This is a genomic window from Rheinheimera mesophila (genome assembly GCF_000986865.1).
GTDB classification, from domain to species: domain Bacteria; phylum Pseudomonadota; class Gammaproteobacteria; order Enterobacterales; family Alteromonadaceae; genus Pararheinheimera; species Pararheinheimera mesophila.
This window is the reverse complement of the sequence record NZ_LAVS01000089.1, coordinates 48,089-69,826: the sequence shown is the minus strand read 5'-3', so window position 1 is coordinate 69,826 and position 21,738 is coordinate 48,089. Positions and strand designations below refer to the sequence as shown.

The following is a 21,738-nucleotide window of genomic DNA, read 5'->3' as shown; positions in this document are numbered from 1 at the left end:
GGAGTTTGAACTGGCTTTTGCCAAAGCCTGGTTTAAGTTAACTCACCGCGATATGGGGCCTAAGGTACGTTATTTGGGTGCTGAAGTGCCTGCTGAAACGCTGATTTGGCAAGACGCTGTGCCTGCTGTCGATCATGAACTGGTCAACGCTGAGGACATCAAAGCGCTGAAAGCTAAAGTCTTGTCATCCGGTTTAACAGTGCCAGAGTTAGTGCGTACCAGTTGGGCTGCAGCCGCCAGTTTCCGTGGTACTGATTTACGTGGTGGTGCCAACGGCGCTCGTTTGGCACTTGCGCCTCAAAAAGACTGGGCGGTGAATAACCCGGCTGAAGTAGCTAAAGTACTGAAAAAATTGCAGGCTATTCAGCAAGACTTTAATAAAGCCCAAACAGGTGGCAAGAAGGTCTCGTTGGCTGATTTGATTGTGCTTGCAGGCAGTGCTGCGGTAGAGCAGGCTGCTAAAGCAGGCGGGATCACGGTGGAGGTGCCCTTTACACCGGGCCGTACCGACGCCAGTCAGGCACAAACCGATGTGGAATCTTTTGCTGTATTGGAGCCGATGGCTGATGGCTTCCGCAACTACTACAACAAAGATGCCTTGTTATCTCCCGCCGAGGCCTTGGTGGATAAAGCCAATCTGCTGACCTTAAGCGTGCCGGAAATGACAGTGCTGATCGGTGGTTTACGAGCGCTGGATGCCAATACTGCGGGTGCGAAACATGGAGTCTTTACCAGTAAACCCGGTACCTTGAGTAATGACTTTTTCGTCAATCTGCTGGATATGTCCACTGAATGGCGTAAGTCAGCTAAAACTGAAGGGTTATATGAAGGGGTCGATCGCAAAACAGGCAAACTGAAATGGACAGCAACTCCTGTGGACCTGGTGTTTGGTTCGCACTCAGAACTGCGTGCTATTGCTGAAGTCTATGCAGCACAGGACGGTAAAGTGAAGTTTACCAAAGACTTTGTCGATGCCTGGACCAAAGTGATGACACTGGACAGATTTGACCTGACGATGTAATCAGCGGCTGAGTGGCCTTGATTGCAAAGCGAATACAGGGGCGGCCTTCGGGTCGCCTTTGTTTTTCATGTAGCTTTTTATCTCGGGGCGTTGACTGTTTTTGTTGGGTTTTGTTACAGTTGCGCCATCCCAAAGGGGAGTAGCTCACTACTGGTTTATCGTCATTACGAAACCCAAGGTTTCCGGTAACCAGGTCAGTACCACACTGATGAGCAAGACCTTTGCCGCCCTGGCAAAGATCCCTTTCAAACAGGTGTCCCAGCCCGTGCGGTTCTGGACCATACCGGCAGCAGCCGGTGAATGAAACCCTGTTTGGAGCTTTTTATGGAATCCATTGCAAACCCCTGGTTATGGGCCACATTTTTTAGTGTGGTCATTATCATGCTCGCTATCGACTTGTTTTGGGTCGGTGGTGGTAAACAACACAAAGTCTCAGTCAAAGAAGCCGCCATTTGGTCTGGTATTTGGGTATCGGTGTCTATGCTGTTTGCAGCCGGATTATGGCTCTATCTGAATACCACTGTGGGGGAGCAAGTAGCCACGGCGAAAACTCTGGAGTATGTCACGGGCTATTTAATTGAAAAGTCACTGGCCATAGATAACGTCTTTGTCTGGCTGATGATTTTTAGCGTCTTTGCTATACCGGCAGATTTGCAAAAACGTGTGTTGGTACTGGGCGTGATAGGCGCTATTGTGATGCGCACTATCATGATTTTTGCCGGTGCCTGGCTCATCACGCAGTTCCATTGGTTACTTTATGTGTTTGGTGCTTTCCTGCTGTTCACTGGTATTAAAATGTGGCTGGCTGCTGAGCAACAACCGGATCTGGCTAACAGCAAAATCGTCTTGTGGTTGCGTCGTCGTTACAACATTACTGAACACTTGGAAGGTGAGAAGTTTTTCGTCAAACGTCTCGTCAATGGCCGCTGGGTACGGTATGCCACGCCGCTGTTTTTGGTGTTGGTGCTGGTGGAATTTTCGGATCTGATCTTTGCTGTTGATTCCATCCCGGCGATCTTCGCTATTACCACCGATCCATTTATCGTTTTAACCTCAAATATCTTTGCGATATTAGGTTTGCGCTCTATGTATTTCTTGCTGGCCGATATGGCCGATCGTTTTAGTTTGCTCAAATACGGTCTGGCATTGGTACTGGTGTTTATCGGTTTCAAAATGATGCTGATTGATCTGATGAAGATCCCAACCGCTTTATCCTTATGTGTCGTAGCGACTATTATTGCCACCTCTGTGATACTGTCACTGCGCAAAAATCGTAAAGAAGCTGAAGGTTCAGCAGAGTAAAACCGACCACTAAGCCCAACTGGCATCTATTTTTTGCATGGATGCCAGTTGCTTAGTATTGGTCGTAATGCCCGCCGATAGCGAAGATGTAGATATAACTATCGTCGAATTTGTAAATCAGCCGGTCTTTTTGTGAGATACGTTTTGACCAGAATCCTGCGAGGTTATGTTTTAGTGCTTCTGGTTTTCCCAATCCTGATGCAGGATCGGCTCGCAGCATTTCTTTCAGTAGCTTGCACAAAGCCTTATGCAGAACTTTGTCTTTATCTCGCAGTTCTTCATAAATAGTCCATGTATTGCCTTCAAATACCAGTGAGCTCATCTATTTCCTCAGAACTTGGGCTATAGCCTTTTCTTTGGCTGTGAGTGGCGGATGAAGCAGCAATTTGTGCCATTAAGCTATTGTTTTGCAGAACATAAAGAGTTTCTTGTTCCCGCTCCCAATCATCAGCACTGATCACCACAAAAGCTTCACCAGCGCGGCGCGTTACTTTGATCGGTGCATGGTTGTTCACCACATCTTCGACATAGGTTTTCAGATTATCTCTGAATTGATTGACGCTTACGGTATCCATTGTGATCACCAGATATAAGTAATTAGTTGTACGGCTTTGCCGTACAATATAGCACTGCGTCAGTAGCAATGCCAGAACAGCCTATTGTTACCTCTTCCCAACTGCATCAGGCCCAGCTAGGCTAGAGCTATCCACATAGTCCAAGAGCCACATATGCGCCAGCAAGCTATTTTATCTATAGACCAGGGCACCTCTTCCAGCCGCGCTTTGTTATTTAACCGTGAAGGCAAGGTATTGGCTGTGGCACAGCAGGAGCTTGATTGTACCTATCCACAACAAGGCTGGGTGGAGCAGGATGCAGAGCTGATTTGGTTGTCGGTACTGAAAGTATGCCGCCAGGTGTTAGCGCAGGCGGTGCAACAGGGCATTGAAGTGCTGGGCGTGGGCATCAGCAATCAGCGCGAGACCACAGTGCTGTGGCATAAAGCCAAAGACAAGGTGCTGTCACCTGCTATTGTCTGGCAGGACAGGCGCACTGCAGATTATTGTCAAAAGCTCAAAGAGCAGGGCCATGAAGAGTGGGTGCAGCAAAAAACCGGCTTGTTACTGGACCCTTATTTTTCTGCCAGCAAAATTCGCTGGTTACTCACTCATAACAACGATGTACAACAGGCCTTGGCTGAGAACGAACTGGCTTTTGGTACTATCGATAGCTTCTTGCTCTGGCGTTTAACATCAGGCCAGGTGCATGCCACAGACAGCACCAATGCTAGTCGCACTTTGTTGCTGAATATTCAAAGTTTAAGTTGGGATCAAGAGCTACTGCAGTTATTTGGTGTGCCAGAGCATATTCTGCCGCAAGTCAGACAAAGCGCTGATCGCTATGGGGTTTGTGATACCCGCTTATTTGGTTTGGCTTTGCCTGTGCTGGCGCTGGTGGGCGATCAGCAAGCTGCGGCTTTGGGTCAGGGCTGTATCAGTGCGGGCTCGTTAAAAAGCACTTACGGCACTGGCTGTTTTGCCTTAGTTAATACCGGCTGTAGCCCATTATTTTCCAGACACAGATTGCTGACCACTGTGGCTTTTACTGTGCAGGGCCAGACCTTTTATGCGCTGGAAGGCGCTATTTTTGTGGCGGGTGCTGCAGTGAAATGGCTGCGGGATCAATTGGGTATTATTGCTGAGGCCAGTGAAACAGCAGTTTTAGCGCAAAGCCTGCCGGATAACGGCGGTGTCTATTTAGTTCCGGCTTTTACCGGATTAGGCGCTCCTCACTGGCAACCTGAGGCCCGCGCAGCTTTGGTCGGCATGACTCTGGGCACAGGCAAAGCACATCTCGCCCGTGCTGCTTTGGAAGCTGTGGTGTATCAGACTGCTGATTTACTCTCCGCTATGCTGGCTGATGGGGCAAAAGCAGAGCAGTTGCAAATAGATGGTGGCATGGTGGCGAACAACTGGCTCTGCCAACATCTGGCCGACGTGCTGAATGTGCCTGTGCTTAAACCCAGCCAAAACGAGGCTTCAGCTTATGGTGCAGCGCTATTGGCTGCAGTTGCACTGGGCTGGTTTGAAAGCTTAGCCGAGATGCACTTCAGCTCAGATGCACAAGAGTTTTTACCGCAGATGTCAGCCGATAAACGCCAGCAGTTATTAAGTGGCTGGCAGAATGCTTTGGCTTCTGTGCTGCAGTAGGGGCGACCTTTATGGTCGCCCGTTTTTCATCTGCGCCTATTCTAAACAAGGCTGCTTTGAAGTTTATTTTTGCGTAACACCCATACAGTAAACACACTAGCTGTCATAAACATCAACAAGCTATAGACGCTGGGGGCTATCGACATGGCGCTGTTTTGTAAAATGCCTGTGGTGATCATCAAGGCTAAGGTGCCATTTTGCAGCCCGACTTCAAGGCAAATGGTTCTGGCTTGTTTTTCCTGCCGTAGCAACAACCGGCCTGCCCAATAACCCGCAACCATGGTCAGCACATTTAAAGCCAAAGCTGCAGGTCCGGTTTTCTGTAAAAACAGCCACAGATCCGCACCCAGATCAGTGGCTATGCTGATGATCAACAACACCAGAACTATCACCGAAAAGCGGCTGATCAGGGGTTGAAGACGGGCTGAAGCTTCAGGCCATTTAAAGTTAAACCACATGCCAAGCAACACAGGCAGCACACCCACCAGCATTAAGGTCAGCCAGGTTTTTAACAATGGCAGCTGGAACGAAGTGTTTTCCCCAAGGAAGAGTTCTATCGCCCATGCCGCCAGCAGTGGCAAGGAAAAAGGCGTAACAAAACCAACCAGTGCTGTTAATGCGACGGACAAACCCACATCAGCTTTGGCTAAGTAACTGTACAGATTGGAGGTGGTACCACCCGGGCACAACGCCAGAATAAACAAACCCACAGCCAGTTCAGCTTGCAGATCAAACAGATAAATCACCAACAAAGCAGTGACAGGCAACAGGAGTAACTGCGCCAAAGCGCCAACAAAAAATGCTTTGGGCTGACGGACCACTTCAGTGAAGTTGGCAGGCCGCAACGTCATCCCCACGCCTGTCATAATCAGTATTAGTGCTATGGGTAAACAAATCTGGGTCAGAGTTTCAAACATTTTTAGTTTTTCTTCAAAGAGATAGTGTGGTTAACCTACCTTGGAATTCCTGACTGAGCAAGAGTTGCTCAACGCTCAAGTCTGTACCACTGCGATTTCACCGCGACTTCTTAGATAAATAACTAAATATTATTATTTGTAGGGACCACTCAACTTTGGAATTGGTGATTTATATTTTTCAATAACTTAGCTTAAAATCTACACTCGGCGTCGTTTAAAAATCCACTCAACTCTGTCATTGGAGCTGGTAAATCCGCTCAACTTTGTCATTAAGCTAACGATAATGAGAGGTCGTTGCAGTCCCGCAAAATACGGGCTGGCGTGTGTGTAAAAATTCAGATTACGGACATGAAAATATTAGCCGCAATAGATACTGCGGCCAATATTTTGAAGGGAATTATTTTTACAAGGCGGACTAAATTTGGGGCGAAGAATCACAGTCTGAAATGGATATTGCATTGCGCTCTCGAATCAGCTCGGCAAGAGCGGCACTCAGATATTCACTTTTTTGATAAACATGCACATTTTTCGTGATGCTTGAACTTAAATTCGGCTCAATTCGAAGCTTGCTGAGTTTTTTAACAGCTTCACTGATGCTGAAATCTCGCAGATAACACCAGCGGTTTAGCAACAAAAACTGCTCTTCGAAGCGCTTTACAGCTTGAACATCGATACACGCATTACCGCAGTGATGGTCCTCGAGTTCACGAAAGTAAAATTTATTCAATTTTTCAAACTGTTGGTCAGAGACACAGTAGTAATTCTGTAGCGGTATTTTGTGAATTGAGTGAGATAACGAGTTGAGAAATTGCTGTTCTAACTCGTTAATTACTTTTTCTCGATGGACGAAAATCGACGTTATCGTTACCCCGTCAAAATCATCAGCGACAAATCCTGCAAAAACATTGCTGAATATTAAGTTGATGATGTCAGCGACACTCCACTTTAATCGAGACAATGTTGATGCTAAGTCAGAAACGGTGACGAGTTCCGGCCCACACTCAACCTTGTGTAATTTATTCATTAAATTGTGCAAAAACGTATCGATGTCCCGGACATTTGTGAGTCGATATGAATCTGTTCCCTGATATGCGTGTAGTTTAAAAAATCCCCGTTTTGCGAGCGCTGAAACATCAGTCGTGTTGATTGAAAGCAAGCGTGCTGTTTCAGCAATTTCAAGCTGAAAATGCCAGTTTAACTTTGATTTTTCGACCGATTTGCGAGTTGATGAGATGTGCGAAGTTTGAAATCCATCAATGCTTTCTTTGACATTGGCTTTTAACGGCCATCCTTTCGGCAGTCGCCGAAGGGCAGGCTATTGACGATTTAAGAGCTGTAAACTTCTCTCGTTCAGAACTTTGAAATCGCCATTGATGCGCCAAAAATTAATGCGATTTATCAGCTGATTTTCTCGAAAATCTGCGTCAACGAGTAATCGAAAACTAAAATCAAACAAGCCATGAAAATCCCAAATATCTTGAGGCATGCTTCTGAAACGCGTGAGCTGCATATCATAGAATCGCATAGCGACTGCGGCCATTTCATACAAGTCTTCTATGAAACGCTTACGAAGCGCGGGTTTTAAGCTTTTTTCATACTGCAACCAAGGTGGAGGTGGTTGCGATTCAATCAGTTCTTTGCTCCACACTAGCTCACACTTTGGACATTTTTCGAGGAGCTCGGGAGACCATTTGAATGCGAAATTACATTGAGGGCAGCATGTAAAAAGTGGCTGCTTGTGAATGTGGCAATGCGTGATGTGAGCAAAGCGCCATTTGCGATCCACTTGTTGATGTTCGGCAAGGCAAGCGAGACAGACGCGTGGCTTCCTAATGGAGTAATCCGCTACGACTCGACTTCCGTTGTACAGTCCATCCCACTCGTTTTTGAAGCAGCGTTGAATATCATCATCAGCTAAACGCAGCCTTTTTTGCATTGTTTTTTGCAGCGCAGGGAAGTGAATCGAATTCACCGATTGATTACCCAGTTGTGCCACAGCAATTTTAAAAATCGTTTTGACTGAACTCTGACCGACATATCCATTCGCATGCATGACTCGCAGCACATAGCCAAGTAGTGATTCGTTAGATGTCGGCCGTGGGCGCACAGGCAGTTCAGAAATTATCTCTGTCATAAAGCCCCCTTAGTTGCGCTTCTTTTGCGACTTGTTCAAAACCGACAGTTTTAGAGAAAGGGTTGAAATCGAGCCGTTTTGATAGCAAATCCGCTAAATTCCAGTATTTTTCGAAATGTTGACGAGTGATGACTTCGTCTGGCGATGTATGATCGGCAACGCGTTGAAGCAAATCGTGAATACGTCGTTGGCAGCCATCGCTGGCTAGCGCAAGTCGGATCAAATCGCAGATATCTGCATTTAAAACTAATTCGCCTTGGGAGTTTTCATGACAAAAATCAAAGCCCTCGACTTTGCGCGGATAAGTTAATAGCAAAGAACTTAAATAGTCTGCAAAGTCGAGCGCTTGGTCCGGATTGAAGCAATTGAAATATGAAAGTTTCACAATGTCTTTGACGCGAGTTTTGATTTGATCGTCAATACCTAGAATTTCTAATAAATTCGACGTTCCAACTAGAGTGAATGGTACGTTTGTAACATTCATTATATTTTTCAATAACTTAATGTTATTAGACTTCGCGTCAGCGCCTGACTTGGGAATTAAATCTTGCGCCTCGTCAATGACAACCAATTTAGTTTTTAGCTTGGCTAATAACACAGAAAAGCGATGTCTTTTGTTGGTAACTAATCCCGTTTCCGGTGCCGGATCGCCGAGTGCTTTTAGCAAACTTTGTAGCAAGCCGTTCATTGTATTTTCCGCCGGAGTTTCAACAAAAACGATAGGCGCGGTTGTCAGTTCAAGCGAGTCTACCGCTTTGTGAGCCTCCATCAACTTTTTGATAATAAAGCTTTTCCCAACGCCGGATGGACCATGCACGAGCACCGCCCGTGGTTTACTACTTTCTGTTGTGAAATAGTGCTCTAGTACGTCGTTCGCAGCCTTGTAAGCTGGATAACTGACCACGTAGTCGCCAAATTTTTTGTCAGAATGTGTTTGTAACGACATCAGTTCACCTCCGAGCGTCGGCGGCCTTGGCCATGGGTTGTCGGTGTTACAGAAACTGATGTATATGCTTCTGAAGGTGCTTTTTCAGTGTAATGAGCGGTGTTTTGCGCAATTCTCATCGCTCCACTATCAAGCTGTGCAAGCAATTGTTCGTCTGTGAACGTCTGTTGCTGAGTGCTTTGCGTTGACTTTGAATCGGACGACTTTTTACGAGATTTCGGCGTAGCTTTGGGCTTATGCTGTTTATGTTTCGAACTAAAAACTGGCTGCGGCTGATTGCGATTGTCTAGCTTTTTCGACACTTTGCTTAGCGCAAAGTCAGCGAGAGAAGTGCCCGGAGGAATGGTTTTGTCCCGGTTTGGGACCAGTAAAATCTCCATAGATTGTGGGATGAGAACAGCTATTTGAGAGATGTCTTTGTGGTTGAAAATGAAATCAAGTTTTGGGCTTTTGTTGCTCGAACCCATCGTTTTAAAACGAAGTTCGCGAAGCTCTTTTGAGTTAAAGTTTTGATTTTTAATCTGAATTCCATGTGTTGCCTGCACCGTTCCAGTTTTTGTAACACCACTCATGAAACTCAGTGTTTTAACGTCAACAGCTTCTCTAGGGATAAAGGTTTCAAGAGCTTGTTCAACCGCCTGCTGCGGCGTCATTCCATCAAGGCCCTTGTGTGCCCTTTGATGATAAACGTCAACAATATACTCTTCTATGTACGCTTTGAATTCACTGACAGTAAGTTGCGCTGACTGCTCTATTGTTTTATCAAATGTTTCGTTATCAACCCGTTTGCCAAGGTAGCCGGGGATTTTTTTGCATAGTTGATTGCGGAATGTGCGATTAAATCGTTCAATAAACGGACGTCTCTGGCCTTTGCCTGTTTCGCTTTGATGCTGAGTAATGCCCAAATGCGCCAACAGCCGACGAGTAGTCACAGCGGTAAATGCATGGCCATTATCGCAATGAATTTCCCAAGGTTTGCCCAAGCCATGCCACTCATGTCGATAATTCCCATTGCGGACTTTCGGTGCAATCATCGAACTAATTAGCTCGAAAACAGCCTGAGAGGTCTCACCGGGCGATATACCATAGATCAGCGAATAGCCAAGTATGTATCTCGTGTAAACGTCGATCGCGAAAAATACGATAACTTTGCCAAGAAACTCGCCCGTATCATCATCAATCAACCCTAAATTTAAATGGACGCCATCCATCTCGACACGCTTCATCACATGTTCAACGACTATTTTTTCATCACTGGCTCGGAATTTAGCCAGCGCTGCTTTCTTCCCCTTCTGTGCTAGGCAAACCTCTAGTGGGTCAAGCGAATCAATAATTTCATAGAAATAGCTGCGCGACATTGCCTTGCCACTCAGTCCACTTTGAGCAAATCGTTCACAAAAGCTCTGGTAGACGTGTTGTTTGATTTCGCCATGTGGGACTAGATATTCATCATCGATTACTTCGAGCGCTAAATCGAGCTGTTGATCCAAGGTGGGTTTTGCTCTGAGCTGCACTTTTTTAAGCAGTCGATGAACGTTGTGATTTGAGTCTTGCCACGCCTTCAGCCAACGATAGACTTGCTTCGGGTGCGGTGGCTCCGGGTCGCCAATTCTGCGACTGACGTAAGCAACAGTTTTTGCCCACGTTTTTTCAGAGCCCGGATTGTCCCTTGCTTGTAAATCATGAATATAAGCCAAGCGTCTTTCTGCTTCGAATAAGTCCCTTTCTGAATTCAGTGGCCTGAATGTGATCGGTTTCTCAGCAGCTTCAGCGGGAGAGAATGCACCTTGCATATACAAGTCATACAGTGCATCGGTCGTATACATCTGCGTCTGCGAGTTATTTTTACTCTGCAAAACAAAAAAATCAGGTTCAGCTGTGCGAATTTGAACCAGCTCTCCGCTTAGCATCGCCCATTGACCTTTTTTGAAAATGAATGACTTATTGTACTTGCTCAGCTGAGGCTTTAATTTCATGTTATTCATGCGCTTAACTCCACTAGAGAGTCTCGTGTAACAATCGTCAAATCAACCGTCTTGATAAAGTTATGAGCAATAAGTGCCATGACGTACTGTGAATGCTCACCTCGCGCTAATACAAACGACTCGACTTCACGAACCGAAAGTTGCTTATTTTTCAATAAATCAACGATTTGAGAATTAATTTCAGGGGCGAGTTGAATAGTTAAAAATGGTTTTAATTGTTTGAATTGAATAAGTTGTTGATCGGGCAGATTTTCCTCGGTGAAAATGACCAAATTTTTTCCCGTGCGCTCCTTTACGATGCGCTTATGCCGTTCAAATTTCGATTGAAAGCTTTCTTTTTGACTGACTGAGAACAGCTTTATTTCGCCAAACTCGAGCATTCCATCTTCGTACTCGAGCAATAAATCTGGCGTGTACTGCCGCCAGCCGGGTTCGGCAGCTGTATTCATAAACGTCATCGGTTGCGTGATGTAACGTTTGATGTGCTTATTAAATTCAAGCGCAGTACAAATATTTACTTCATGCAACGATTCTTGAGTTTGCATGCTGCGATTTTTGTGTGAGTAGCTGCTGACAGCAATTCGATGCGTATTTGCTTTGTTGATTTTGCGATTGAGTTCCATCTCAACACCCCCACCCGCGAGCCGCACGATTGGCCGACTCAGTTTTGAGCTGTTCTGTTAATTGTGAATTTTTCGCATTTTGCAGAATGCTTAAAGACTGCACTAAGCAGTCAAAAACAATCTTTTTAGAAATATCAATAAAACTAATCATGTTTCGTTTCTCATGTGATTAAAAACAGAAAACGATCCTAGATCCAAGAATTGATCTTCGCCATTCGAGAAAACTAATAACTGATTGATATTTATGGTATTTAATATTTATTAAATTAAATTTTTCAGAGGGGAGCGGTAATTTCGAAAAAGATAAAGTGCTGAAAATTCGAGAAGTGTTTTTTGATATTTATTAATTTAAATAATAATTTATATATCAAAATGGAATGATAAATAAATTTAAAATTCAAAAATATTATATTCAGTGGCGCGAAAAACTTTCGCGAAAGGATCCCATTTGATCCAGAACGGCGATTTTTACCTCAAACTGCCAGCTAGAGGTCCGATTATAGGTCTTGTCTAACAAGGATTGTTAATAAGGTTGTTGTTTTATTGAGCACCCTTGCTAGGGTTATTGTATGTGCATCATAAGTCGTAGTTGCTGCATTGAGGTTTTTAAGTCGACAGATGATCGACAAGTTAACCATACTCAATATTAAGGACAAACTTATGCAGCTAAAAATTACCAGTTGGAACGTTGAACATAGCGCCCGGTTAATTGGTTCAGATATCAGCGAGCTTCTGGAAGATAGGCGTCAGCGTGTAGCGAATACGATAACAGATATAAATCCCGACATATTGTGCATGTTAGAGGGGCCATCTAGTGAGATTGATATCACCAATTTTTGCCGTGATGTGCTAAACGGAAAGTGGCAGCCCGTGCTTTTGAGTGGTGATGGCGACGCATCTAACAAACATAAGCGCTATGAAACCAGCGGAAGCCAATGGATTTGGTTTCTGGTAAAAACCGAATGGATTGGTAAATGCAGGTTGCAAGAGCCAAGTGTTTGGCAATCATTTGTCGGGCATAAGGATTGGCCAGTTTACTACTGGGGACAAAAGCAAGAACAACGTCACAGTCACTACCGGCACCCTCAAGTCTTAATTTTTGAGTACGAGCAAGGAAAAGAGCTGGAAATTATTGGCCAACACATGAAGTCCAAAATTAACAGGGAACAAGTCTGGGATGACAAAGAAGGAAAAGTCCTATCCGGGGCGTATGTTGACGAAGCGCTTATAGCCCGAGTCAAGCTAGCTACAGAGGCTAGAAACATCAGAGCCTATGTTGATGCTCGTTTTAATCAGACTCGTTCACCAGCCATTATTATTCTCGGAGATGCCAACGACGGCGTAGGGCAAGACTTCTTTGAGCAAAATTACATGTTTTTTGACCTGATCAGTAATCTACAGGGAAATGTGATGCAATCTGATAGATTTTTTAATCACGCGTTATTTGATTTCCCTGCCGAGTTAAGATGGTCTGCCAAGTATGACGACCCCATCACAGGTAAACGAGCAAAAGACAACCCGTTACTCATAGACCATATATTGATGAGCCAAGCATTGGTCAATGGAGCTTTTCCGTTACAAGTTAATTCCGGTGCAGGAATGGTGGAACACTTGGCATTTGATAGAGCTAATGCTGGAGCTACTGTAAAAAGAATAACTAGTGACCATCGGCCAATTTCAGTTGTGCTTAGATCTTTATAGCAAATTGAGTGCTGAAGAAATCATAGCCATGTTTCCACTCTTGTGGTTGCTATTTATCAGCCAACTGCTGATGTTCCTTTCATACCAACTTTAAGAGCCATTCTGGCTGATAGATCGTCCAATTTACTGGAGCTGCCAAACAAGGTCTTCAAAAATGGAACCATTAGAAGATAACGTGATGAGGTAGTAACGGAGTATTTCGTCATCGGGTTTTCCTCTTCCCCATTCGCCTACCACGATACAGAACTTTGAATTTGTTGGGTATGCAGCATTATACTTTTCAATGATCTTCTGCCAGTGGTGTAACCATTTTTCTCTTTCGGAGTCATACCAAGCACATGACAGGACAAGTACTTTTAAAGGTGCATGGAAGCAGCATAATTGATCGACTTCAGTTGAAGCATCTTGATGATTGTTCTCTGTTTCGATAAGAACTAATGGTATTTGCTCTTGATCATAAATAGTTATATCAATGCGAAACTGCTCGTATCCAATAAACCTTGATGAACCGTCGACAAGGCCTTCGAAAAATTGCCGATAAAAATTCGTTTTGTTTGCAAGGCCGTTTGACCAAGCATTGCTGAAATCTTCAATCGAGGTGTTTTCAAGTTTTCTCTTTAAGTTGTCCCTAAACCATATGTAAATTTCATCAGATGTATACATAAAACCCTCAAAATTTTTTCAGTTGAATCGTCGCCACTTAACTAGACGAACATAGGCCTTTATTGCACTGAGTGCTCTGGCGGTATCACATAAACGACGGCAATGAGCGCGGGCTGAATAAACCCGCGTCTCTTGGACTGTTAGTGTAAATATCCCCTAAAATCGGTGTTTCCCTAATTAGACTTTAACGGCGCACTGTAGTCTTAGTAAAACAGTAAGATAAATCACGTAATACAGAAACACTCGGCTATAAGTATGTGACCAAAATCGGTTGACCACTAGAGTGAACGCGTGGAAGATTATAAAAAGGGTACGGGTAGAATTCGTGCGCCGATTTACCGAGAATAAGGAGTAGTTGTACTGATGGATCAGAGTGTGCTTTCGGCAAAATGCCAAATTGAACAATTTAAAAAAGACAAATATCACTTTGATCCGGAAACTGGGCGCTGCATGTTGCCTGAAGATGCAAAGTCGGACTATGACAATGCATTAAAGATACTGTCTGAACAGCTATATACCAAAGATATCCATTTCATTTTTGAATTGATTCAAAATGCTGAGGACAATCACTATCCGCAAGATGTAACACCGACATTGAGCTTTGAGTTGTTGGCTTACGACCCGACACATACGGCTGGTTGCAAAGGGTGTTTAGTCGTCCGTAATAATGAATCAGGTTTTGAACTAAGTAACATCAGAGCCATCTCTTCTATTGGCAAGTCGACAAAAGCGAATCAAAAAGACGCAGGATATATCGGTGAAAAAGGGATTGGTTTTAAGTCAGTGTTTGTTGTATCTCCAGCACCACATATTATCTCAAACGGATTTCAGATTAAGTTTCTAAAAGACGACCCCAAAACCGGACTTGGTTACATTGTCCCATACTGGCTAGATTCCAATTTCAGCGAATACACGAATGGTGCTGGCACAACCTTATTGCTCCCCTTACAAGACGGTCAGGGGAATCAAGACAGCATGTTTGAAAAAGTACGGAACGAGTTGTGTAAGCTATCCGCTGAGTTAGTTTTGTTTCTTCGCAAGCTTAAAAAAGTATCTATCAAAACACCTAGCTTCTATGCAGACTATCAATTAAAAAAAGCTGGTGATTACGTAGAACTAACGGTGAAGTCTTCATTGGGGGAAAGCCACTCCAAGTATCTACTGAAATCACAAAGTATCGCAGTACCTGAAAGCTCCAAAAACAGCCTTAGAGAAAACGTTACGAAACGCGACATTTCGCTGGCATTCCCGGTAGATTTTGAATTGGAGGGAAGTCCACTTTATTGTTACCTACCCACTGAATCTGACACTGGCTTACCATTTTTAGTCAACGCTGACTTTATTCTCAACGCCAGTCGCGAAGCAATTCGACAGGATTTAGTATGGAATAGCTGGATGCGTGAAGAGGTCGCGACGTTTGCTGCATCAACTTTAGCAGAAATTTTATCTACAAAAGGTGAGCCTTCGCGTTGGGCGTGGGTTCCTGAGCAGAGCATCGGTTCTCAACATCAGAGTTACTGGCGAGTAGTGGGTGCGAAGGTGATTGATGCACTTACTCAAGCTGCTTGTATACCAACATTGTCGGGTAAATATCTCTTTCCGTCTGAAGCTTTATTGCTGGGGCAATCCTTTAAGTTTCTTAAAGATTGGCCAAAGGCAATCCTCGAGCGCTTAACAAAGCATCTCGCTTATGATGAATATGGGAATATAACGAAAATAAGCCAAAAAATAGGTTTACTAAAATTTGAGAAGCAACATTTTCTTGAATTGATGCAAGCGCTAAAAACGGACGACGCACTTACAGAAGAACAGCTAGTCGATGCTTGGGTCGAGATTACCAGTCTTAGCACAGGTTTTTCCCGTGGATATAAATACCGAGACAACGCTGATGCTTTAAGAAGCTGCCTGATTTTTAAATGCGAATCAGGTTTGCAAAGTGCGAAATACAAAAATCTCTATCTTCCTAGCTCTGAAAGTCATGAAGTACCTATTTTATTGAATGATAAAGGCGAATCGACCAAACCCAATTATATTGGTCGAGATTTTTATTCAAGGATACCTGAACCTGTTAAAGCGGGAATTCGTCTTCTATTCGAAATTGATGAAGTACATGCAGTAAGTTATTTGGAGCAATCTGTTTATACCTTTTTAAAGGAAAACCAAACAGCCTGTTTGCCGGAGTCATTGGAGGCAGTAAGCAAGTATCTTATTAGCAATATTGAGGACTTGCCAGAAAAAACCGTTGAGCTACTGAGAGAGGTTTTGCCTTTTAAAAATACGTCAGGGAATTGGATATTTCCTAAAAATTATTCTCGATATGTGGCTCCTAGCCCATTGTTTGAAACACCCAATTGGAAACTAGTCTACCAATCCGAAGATGAGCTTCAGCATATTTTTGAATTACATGAAGACTACTTGAACTGGGAAGATGAAGCTCTTGCTCCGATATTTTTAGAGTCATTCCAAATTGATGAATTTGTCCGTCCTTTTGTTATCAGCCATAAGGGGGGAGTCAAATTTCCTGCAACGCCAGTTTCCTTTACCAAGGAAGATTATTGGAAAGAGGAAGCTAATCGGTTAGCCGCTCTTAAATGGCTATATTGGGTATATGATGACGAAGATAGGATTGTCGCTACCCAAAAAAATGAACTTGATCTCGGTTATTTTTTGTTAAATCACCGTTGGTTATTAAGTACTAATGATGGTTTAGTCAAGCCATCTCCCTTACTTCACTGCTTTTCTGAGTCAGAACGCAGTATTTTTGGTAGCTCATTAAACTACTTAAAGGACAGTGTTACTAAGGTATTTGCTAAAAAACTTGGTCTTATCACAGAACCCACCCCAAAAGGCTTTATGGATCAAATTAAAGCCAGTAAACAGAACGGTGATATCAGTGAAGCCCTTTTAATATCAGCATATGAATCATTATCAAATTGGAAAGATCCGGGTGAAGCGGAAAGAATAAAGCGCAGGTTGACTCAAGAGCAACTTATTTATCTACCTGAGCTTAGGAATGAATGGTTGTCGCCGCAACAAGCAACTTGGGAAGATAAATCTGATTTAGGGATCAGCTTTGTTGGGTTGTCGGGTTATATTCCTGAAAGACTAAGGTACTACTTTGTTGATATTCTAGGCGTAAAGGCATTTCACGGCCTAGCATCGTATTTGTCAGCATATCAGGAAGTTAGTGCGCTAGACGAAAAGTTATCAAGCAAAAATTTGCTTCGACTTAATATTATAGTCAGACAATTAATCCAAATGATTCGGAGTAATGATTTTAGTGCGGATGTCGTTTGGAACAGTTTTAAAGCGAAGTGCAAAATTTGCTCAGATCAAGGTGTATGGTTGGAACCGAATAAGGCCATATTTGTTGCAGATGATGGTAAGACAAAAGAACTGTTTACCGATGATCCAGCTGTGCATTTCACATGGTCGAATTCGACAGAGTTTTACACTTTCTTTGAGCATATTGGTGTTAGAAAGATTTCTGAGTTTATTGATGTACAAATTGGTCACATTTTAAACGGAAAAGTGAGCTGTGAGCCTCAAATCGCGATACCAGCAAAAAAAGCGATTTGTTTCTACATCGCAGATCGTTTCGATATAGATGATGAGTTTGTAGAAAAGTTATCCACGTTTTTTCATTCAATTGAATGGTTCTGTGAGCAACTAACTGTCAAATACACATTGGCCGCCAACCATTACGTTGAAGTGACAACCGAATTGGGATTTTATGATGACGTTGGTGGTTCTTTAATACTGGTCGAAAACCACGATATAGCTGACATTAAAGACGAATTAGCGTTAAGTATTGCTCGAATGTTTTTTGGCAAAAAGGCGGCTCAACACGAGAAATCTCTTCGTGTATTTATTGATATTGAATCCGAAAATCGTTTAGCAAGTGTTCTGAAAAAAGAGGGATTAGAGCTAGATGCCGAGAAGAGGGAACGTCTGGAGGCGATTTTTGACTCAACGAAACATGCCGATGGCTTAATTGTAACGGAAGATAATGCTGTTTACGAAGTTCAGTTGAGTAATCACGACGATAAGGTACTTACATCTGGAGAAAATTACGAACAGCAAGAGGAATTGAACCCAGTAGCGACTCTCGATGAAGAATGCGATGATTTAATAGAGAATGATGGGACATGCGTTGTTGAGATAGTTGAACACCATTCAGATAAATTTGATGATGAAGGCGCAGCCCCTGTCCTAACTATGCGTGGTACAAATAATTCTGATATCCCAACCAAAATTGATGATGCAGTGTTGTTTGATGAGACCATAAATGAGCATTTATCGTTCAATTCGGAGCGAAATGATGCCGCACAGCCACACGTCCACCCAACCTCTACGAGTCAAACGTTACTACCCAAAAATGGTAGTGGCGAAACTCCGAAACGTAAGGTTTTATCACTAGAGCAAAAAGAAGAATCTAACGGACAGTCAAAAGCACACGTCGAAAATGTCAGTGACAGGCCTTCTAATTGGAATACTTCGAAATCACCGCGCACTAGCTCATCATCAGTAGGCTATCGCCTGTTTAGTTATGTTGAAAGTGAGCAAACCCATGAACGTTCAGAAAAAGTAGAGCGGGATGACATTAACTTTGGTAATAAAGCCGAGTTGTATGTAAAACAGTGGTTGGATAAGCAAGGCTTCAAAAATATTGAACTACTTGGCGGAGTAAACAAAGGATTTGATATCCAAGCAGTTGATCCTTCTACTGGTGAATTGGTTTTTGTGGAGGTAAAAGGTCAGCGCGGGGCTTGGAATAGAACAGGTGTTGCTTTGTCCAAATCTCAAATGGAAAAGTGTTTAGAAGAGGGGAATAGTTATTGGTTAGTGGTTGTAGAAAACTTACTTTCACATCCGGTAATTCATAAGTTTGTTAACCCTGCGCGTTTGATTGACCGATATTACTTCGATGCTAATTGGGCGAAAATTGCAAGTCTGTTGCAAACGGCAGAGCCCAAAGAAATTGATTTGGATGATCTGTTTTTCGATGGGTTAACAAAAAGTCTCTATCAACAATTCCAGCAGTATCAACTAGCAATGCCGGAAGTGTGCTTTGAAATTTCAAATAGCCAGTTTGAGATTATCGCTGAACTTGAGTTTGCTTGGCCTGAATTGCAGATCGGCATCTTTCTGGACAAACCAAAAGAACAATTAGATGGTTGGATCTTATATAGTGCGGAAGAAGTAGTAGCTGATATCAACATCCTCATTCAAGCGATATCGAAAGCTCAGGAGGGTTAAAATAGATTGACTGATTCTGAAACATAACGCTACCAACAGCAGTGGCCGAGCATAGCGAGGTACAGCCAGCTTTGCTGGCGATGCTGCTTGGCCTTGTTAAGCTTGAATCTAGCTATTATGTTTTGAATTGTAGAGCTCTTTAGCCTTTGCATTTATGTCATCCCATTGCTCAAGTAGTTGGCTATATTTTTTCAATTCTTGAGCTGACAGTACAGTCTCAGGTGTTGGCGCAGTGTATGGATTAGCCTCTAAATGTTGCTCGATTTTTGCTATGCGGTCGGCCAAGCCACTTCCTTGCTTCGTGATGATGAATTCTCGCCAACATTTATTGCCACGTGAATCATTACAAGTTTGGCATGCGGGAACAATATTACCTTTAACAAATTCGCCAAACTCTGTTGCGGGAATTACATGATCGGCAACTATCCCCCTATTTTCCTTCGAGGCAACTTGACCACAATAAGCACATTTCTCGCCGAAAGAACGTTTGATTTCTTCCCATTCCTTATTAGGCATTGTCTGCCGGGGCGCTACTATCTCTCGTAATCCACGACTTACATGGTAGTGCATTCTTGTGAAATGTTTGGTTCCTGCCATTTCTCTCCCTTACGGTTAACCCTTGCATTTGCGGCTAGTTTGGAGCGCAGCGGAAAACCAGACCGACAATATGCATTTGTTTTGTCACTAGTTTTCTAGTTCCTGTACGTGCTCATCAACTCTTTCAGCTAATTCACGACAATTTTTTATTAAGTCTCTGATACTTTCCGCTGACAAAGTTACGGGATTCCCTTCCTTATCGTAGCCTGCTCTGTGCACACAGTCATGCCTCGCTCTAACTGCTGCGAAAAGCCATGATATATCACCAAAATCAAATGAAAGAACTTCAGCATACATTGGTTTCACCTTGCGCATTTCATGAAAAATAATGCCTTTCAAATATGCGGCAACGGTTAATTTAATATTGCTATGCTGAGCGTAAATTTCGTTTACCGTAAATTTGCGATTTCCAAATTCTGGATCGGACTCGACCAATTTTCTTGTTAACTGGTCGGAATTAGTAACGCGATGAATAAATGTTGTCGACAGAAAGTGCTCTAACGCAGAGACAACATGTGCATGTAGCATCACAAACAAGCTAAATTGGGCGTTTCCCGTAGTATTTATTAGAAGCATTTCGGGGATTTCAGCCAACTGTTTATTAAACATTTTTAACTGGTCTGATTGCTTTACTTCCCACTCAAGCTCATCTTCCTCTGGGTCTTCAAGATCCCACGGAGATAGATTCACATATGAACCTGAGGTAAGACCCTCGATTTTCGCCATGATAGATGGATCGTTATCATCGTCGAACCGAACAATATAGCCATAAAGTAATCCATCGCTACTGTAGTCAGCGTCAATGTCGTAAGCTATCTGCTCTAGTTCATCTTCGGAAATTCCGAGGTGGTTTGCCAACCGGAAGCTCTTTTGAGCTTCAACTCGATCAAACCAATAATCTTTCGTACTTCCCATTTTGATGATTCCCTAAGCGGACATAATGTTTTGCACACCGAAAAATTAGGAGCGTAGATAATAATTTTTCCACGTGCAGCAACTTGTTATAAAAATTATTCGTGAATGTACAATTCACCATTCTTTACAAATAGCTGAATATCACTAACCTGTGAATGCTTAGCGATAGCCTCAACACCCTGTATGTTTACGGCTATCTGAGAGCTTAATGTTTGAAAAATACTTTCATGGAGAGCTATGTAATCATCAAGTTCAGATTGCAAACGTTCCCTCTCTGATTTCGTCACCTGACGGTTATCAATATCAAATTGCCAGTTTTGCCTAAAATTATGCTCCAAAGGAGCCGCTAGACGCATAATTTCTATGACTTCATTCATCATAAGATGTAACTGGTTTTGGATGCTATTTAGATATGAATCAGTGAAGTTGTTGCTAAGGAAAATCTCGCATACTTTCCCATAAGCAAAGCGCTCCAAAGCAGCGAACACATTGTCTTTGAGGAGACCATTTAGATGATGACAACGATTTTTGGCTCGGTAAGCACTATTGTCATCTCTTAGCTTCTGGCCAGTCTCATTGCATCGGGATTTAAATCTCTCTCTAAAAATTACGTATATTTCGAAGCAGTTGCTATTACTATCTACTATTTGATTTAAATATGGCGCTCTCAGTGACTTGTCCACCAACAGCTCAGGTAGTATATCGAACGTACTTTCAAGTACATATGAGATGCGCTCAAACTTGGCTCTTATTTCAATCTGTTTTGCTTCATAAAGCTCCTGAGATACGCGAGATATTTGACTCAGGTATTGCTCCACGAGCCCAAATAGAGCAAAGCTTAGAAGCTTGTACTCATTTCGTTCAAAAACCTCTTCAAGACCTGCTGTAGCCTGTATTTTTCCATCAGATACAACAGATGTAGTTCTCAAGCCGCTCAGTTCGCCAGATTGAAGTAACATTAACTTTTTACTGCAACCTTTGGGAAAGATTATTTTATAGACCTTGTCCTGCTCTGATGAAATGGCCGCATCAAACCAGCTCTTAACAACTAGACCAATATATTCATTATTAATTTTAACTTGCGGTGAAACGCTATCCGCGTATTCAATTTTAAATATAGGCTTCAACTTGAACTCCGATATTTCAATTCTTTTAACAATTTCATAGAAGGCAAAACGCTCGCAAGTCGAACATTTTACGCCTTCTTTCCTGATTATTACTCATACCAAACTAACGTTCACGTACCTCTATTTCAACCAATTTTTCTAAAATCAGGAAATTTGCGTGCTACAAGATTTATAGAGGCAGTACGCTAGTTGTTCTTAAATTTACTCAAGATGGATATGGGATTTTAACCAGCGGTTTGAGCTCATAAAGGAAGTGATGAATAGGCATTTACCACAACTGCCAATGCCCGCTAGTGGCAATTAGCTTCAATTTGTCAGCTCAAAAATCTGTATATTGTTAC

17 protein-coding genes are annotated in these 21,738 nt (G+C 43.0%); 5 read left to right on the top strand and 12 right to left on the bottom strand.

Translation table 11 applies throughout. The features are described 5' to 3' along the window. Both SD53_RS15165 and SD53_RS15160 read left to right on the top strand, forming a co-directional pair. Positions 1-1,021 (top strand): peroxidase family protein (locus SD53_RS15165; protein ID WP_046521031.1); only part of this gene is annotated, 1,021 nt, incomplete at its 5' end. A gap of 324 nt (positions 1,022-1,345) precedes the next feature. Continuing rightward, entirely contained in the window at positions 1,346-2,323 is a 978-nt protein-coding gene (locus SD53_RS15160; protein ID WP_046521041.1) for a TerC family protein, read from the top strand. 52 nt (positions 2,324-2,375) lie between these two features. Here SD53_RS15160 and SD53_RS15155 read toward each other — a convergent pair whose 3' ends face one another. Further along, positions 2,376-2,645, bottom strand: coding sequence for a Txe/YoeB family addiction module toxin (locus SD53_RS15155; RefSeq protein WP_046521030.1), 270 nt, complete (start codon positions 2,643-2,645; stop codon positions 2,376-2,378). Next, positions 2,626-2,898, bottom strand: coding sequence for a type II toxin-antitoxin system Phd/YefM family antitoxin (locus SD53_RS15150; RefSeq protein ID WP_046521029.1), 273 nt, complete (start codon positions 2,896-2,898; stop codon positions 2,626-2,628). The genes SD53_RS15155 and SD53_RS15150 overlap by 20 nt, the downstream gene beginning before the upstream one ends. 153 nt (positions 2,899-3,051) lie before the next feature. Between SD53_RS15150 and glpK the strand changes: the two genes are divergently transcribed. Beyond that, positions 3,052-4,530 carry a glycerol kinase GlpK gene (gene glpK / locus SD53_RS15145; protein WP_046521028.1) on the top strand — a complete coding sequence of 493 codons (1,479 nt, stop codon included), beginning with the start codon at positions 3,052-3,054 and terminating at the stop codon, positions 4,528-4,530. A gap of 41 nt (positions 4,531-4,571) precedes the next feature. Here glpK and SD53_RS15140 read toward each other — a convergent pair whose 3' ends face one another. The 6 genes from SD53_RS15140 to SD53_RS15115 form a co-directional block, all read right to left on the bottom strand. Continuing rightward, complete coding sequence (locus SD53_RS15140; protein ID WP_046521027.1) at positions 4,572-5,447, bottom strand: bile acid:sodium symporter family protein; 876 nt, start codon at positions 5,445-5,447, stop codon at positions 4,572-4,574. Between the two features lie 415 nt (positions 5,448-5,862). After that, positions 5,863-6,471: a hypothetical protein gene (locus tag SD53_RS15135; protein WP_125060842.1), complete on the bottom strand. Its 609-nt coding sequence runs from the start codon at positions 6,469-6,471 to the stop codon at positions 5,863-5,865. A 291-nt stretch (positions 6,472-6,762) separates the two neighbouring features. Continuing rightward, entirely contained in the window at positions 6,763-7,581 is an 819-nt protein-coding gene (locus SD53_RS15130; protein WP_046521025.1) for a TniQ family protein, read from the bottom strand. After that, complete coding sequence (locus tag SD53_RS15125; protein ID WP_046521024.1) at positions 7,562-8,527, bottom strand: TniB family NTP-binding protein; 966 nt, start codon at positions 8,525-8,527, stop codon at positions 7,562-7,564. The genes SD53_RS15130 and SD53_RS15125 overlap by 20 nt, the downstream gene beginning before the upstream one ends. Beyond that, a complete protein-coding gene (locus SD53_RS15120) occupies positions 8,527-10,512 on the bottom strand; it encodes a TnsB C-terminal domain-containing protein (protein WP_052749410.1) in 1,986 nt (661 codons plus the stop codon). Before SD53_RS15120 ends, SD53_RS15125 begins: the two co-directional genes overlap by 1 nt. Then, complete coding sequence (locus SD53_RS15115) at positions 10,509-11,135, bottom strand: hypothetical protein (protein ID WP_046521023.1); 627 nt, start codon at positions 11,133-11,135, stop codon at positions 10,509-10,511. Before SD53_RS15115 ends, SD53_RS15120 begins: the two co-directional genes overlap by 4 nt. A 660-nt stretch (positions 11,136-11,795) precedes the next feature. On the opposite strand from SD53_RS15115, the gene SD53_RS15110 reads away from it, so the two are divergent. Continuing rightward, complete coding sequence (locus SD53_RS15110) at positions 11,796-12,836, top strand: endonuclease/exonuclease/phosphatase family protein (protein WP_046521039.1); 1,041 nt, start codon at positions 11,796-11,798, stop codon at positions 12,834-12,836. Positions 12,837-12,959: 123 nt separating this feature from the next. Here the strand turns inward: SD53_RS15110 and SD53_RS15105 are convergent, their stop codons facing one another. Continuing rightward, complete coding sequence (locus tag SD53_RS15105; protein WP_046521022.1) at positions 12,960-13,499, bottom strand: hypothetical protein; 540 nt, start codon at positions 13,497-13,499, stop codon at positions 12,960-12,962. Positions 13,500-13,862: 363 nt separating this feature from the next. On the opposite strand from SD53_RS15105, the gene SD53_RS18545 reads away from it, so the two are divergent. After that, positions 13,863-18,758, top strand: a complete 4,896-nt coding sequence (locus SD53_RS18545; protein WP_046521021.1) for a protein NO VEIN domain-containing protein — start codon at positions 13,863-13,865, stop codon at positions 18,756-18,758. Between the two features lie 108 nt (positions 18,759-18,866). On the opposite strand, the gene SD53_RS18100 is transcribed toward SD53_RS18545, so the two are convergent. The 3 genes from SD53_RS18100 to SD53_RS15085 form a co-directional block, all read right to left on the bottom strand. Then, the gene (locus SD53_RS18100) at positions 18,867-19,355 is read right to left on the bottom strand and encodes an HNH endonuclease (RefSeq protein WP_052749408.1); all 489 of its coding nucleotides are present in this window, start codon (positions 19,353-19,355) and stop codon (positions 18,867-18,869) included. An 87-nt stretch (positions 19,356-19,442) separates the two neighbouring features. Further along, a complete protein-coding gene (locus SD53_RS15090; RefSeq protein ID WP_052749407.1) occupies positions 19,443-20,270 on the bottom strand; it encodes a hypothetical protein in 828 nt (275 codons plus the stop codon). Positions 20,271-20,365: 95 nt separating this feature from the next. After that, a complete protein-coding gene (locus tag SD53_RS15085; protein ID WP_046521020.1) occupies positions 20,366-21,397 on the bottom strand; it encodes a hypothetical protein in 1,032 nt (343 codons plus the stop codon). Between the last annotated feature and the right edge of the window lie 341 nt (positions 21,398-21,738).

What these genes read in the sequence shown, in the direction of transcription:
- SD53_RS15135 (WP_125060842.1), bottom strand. Translation starts at nt 6,471, where the DNA reads ATGAATAAATTACACAAGGTTGAGTGTGGGCCGGAACTCGTCACCGTT.
- SD53_RS15150 (WP_046521029.1), bottom strand. Translation starts at nt 2,898, where the DNA reads ATGGATACCGTAAGCGTCAATCAATTCAGAGATAATCTGAAAACCTAT.
- SD53_RS15110 (WP_046521039.1), top strand. Translation starts at nt 11,796, where the DNA reads ATGCAGCTAAAAATTACCAGTTGGAACGTTGAACATAGCGCCCGGTTA.
- SD53_RS15120 (WP_052749410.1), bottom strand. Translation starts at nt 10,512, where the DNA reads ATGAATAACATGAAATTAAAGCCTCAGCTGAGCAAGTACAATAAGTCA.
- SD53_RS15130 (WP_046521025.1), bottom strand. Translation starts at nt 7,581, where the DNA reads ATGACAGAGATAATTTCTGAACTGCCTGTGCGCCCACGGCCGACATCT.
- SD53_RS15105 (WP_046521022.1), bottom strand. Translation starts at nt 13,499, where the DNA reads ATGTATACATCTGATGAAATTTACATATGGTTTAGGGACAACTTAAAG.
- SD53_RS15090 (WP_052749407.1), bottom strand. Translation starts at nt 20,270, where the DNA reads ATGGGAAGTACGAAAGATTATTGGTTTGATCGAGTTGAAGCTCAAAAG.
- SD53_RS18100 (WP_052749408.1), bottom strand. Translation starts at nt 19,355, where the DNA reads ATGGCAGGAACCAAACATTTCACAAGAATGCACTACCATGTAAGTCGT.
- SD53_RS15125 (WP_046521024.1), bottom strand. Translation starts at nt 8,527, where the DNA reads ATGTCGTTACAAACACATTCTGACAAAAAATTTGGCGACTACGTGGTC.
- SD53_RS15140 (WP_046521027.1), bottom strand. Translation starts at nt 5,447, where the DNA reads ATGTTTGAAACTCTGACCCAGATTTGTTTACCCATAGCACTAATACTG.
- SD53_RS15155 (WP_046521030.1), bottom strand. Translation starts at nt 2,645, where the DNA reads ATGAGCTCACTGGTATTTGAAGGCAATACATGGACTATTTATGAAGAA.
- glpK (WP_046521028.1), top strand. Translation starts at nt 3,052, where the DNA reads ATGCGCCAGCAAGCTATTTTATCTATAGACCAGGGCACCTCTTCCAGC.
- SD53_RS15160 (WP_046521041.1), top strand. Translation starts at nt 1,346, where the DNA reads ATGGAATCCATTGCAAACCCCTGGTTATGGGCCACATTTTTTAGTGTG.
- SD53_RS18545 (WP_046521021.1), top strand. Translation starts at nt 13,863, where the DNA reads ATGGATCAGAGTGTGCTTTCGGCAAAATGCCAAATTGAACAATTTAAA.
- SD53_RS15115 (WP_046521023.1), bottom strand. Translation starts at nt 11,135, where the DNA reads ATGGAACTCAATCGCAAAATCAACAAAGCAAATACGCATCGAATTGCT.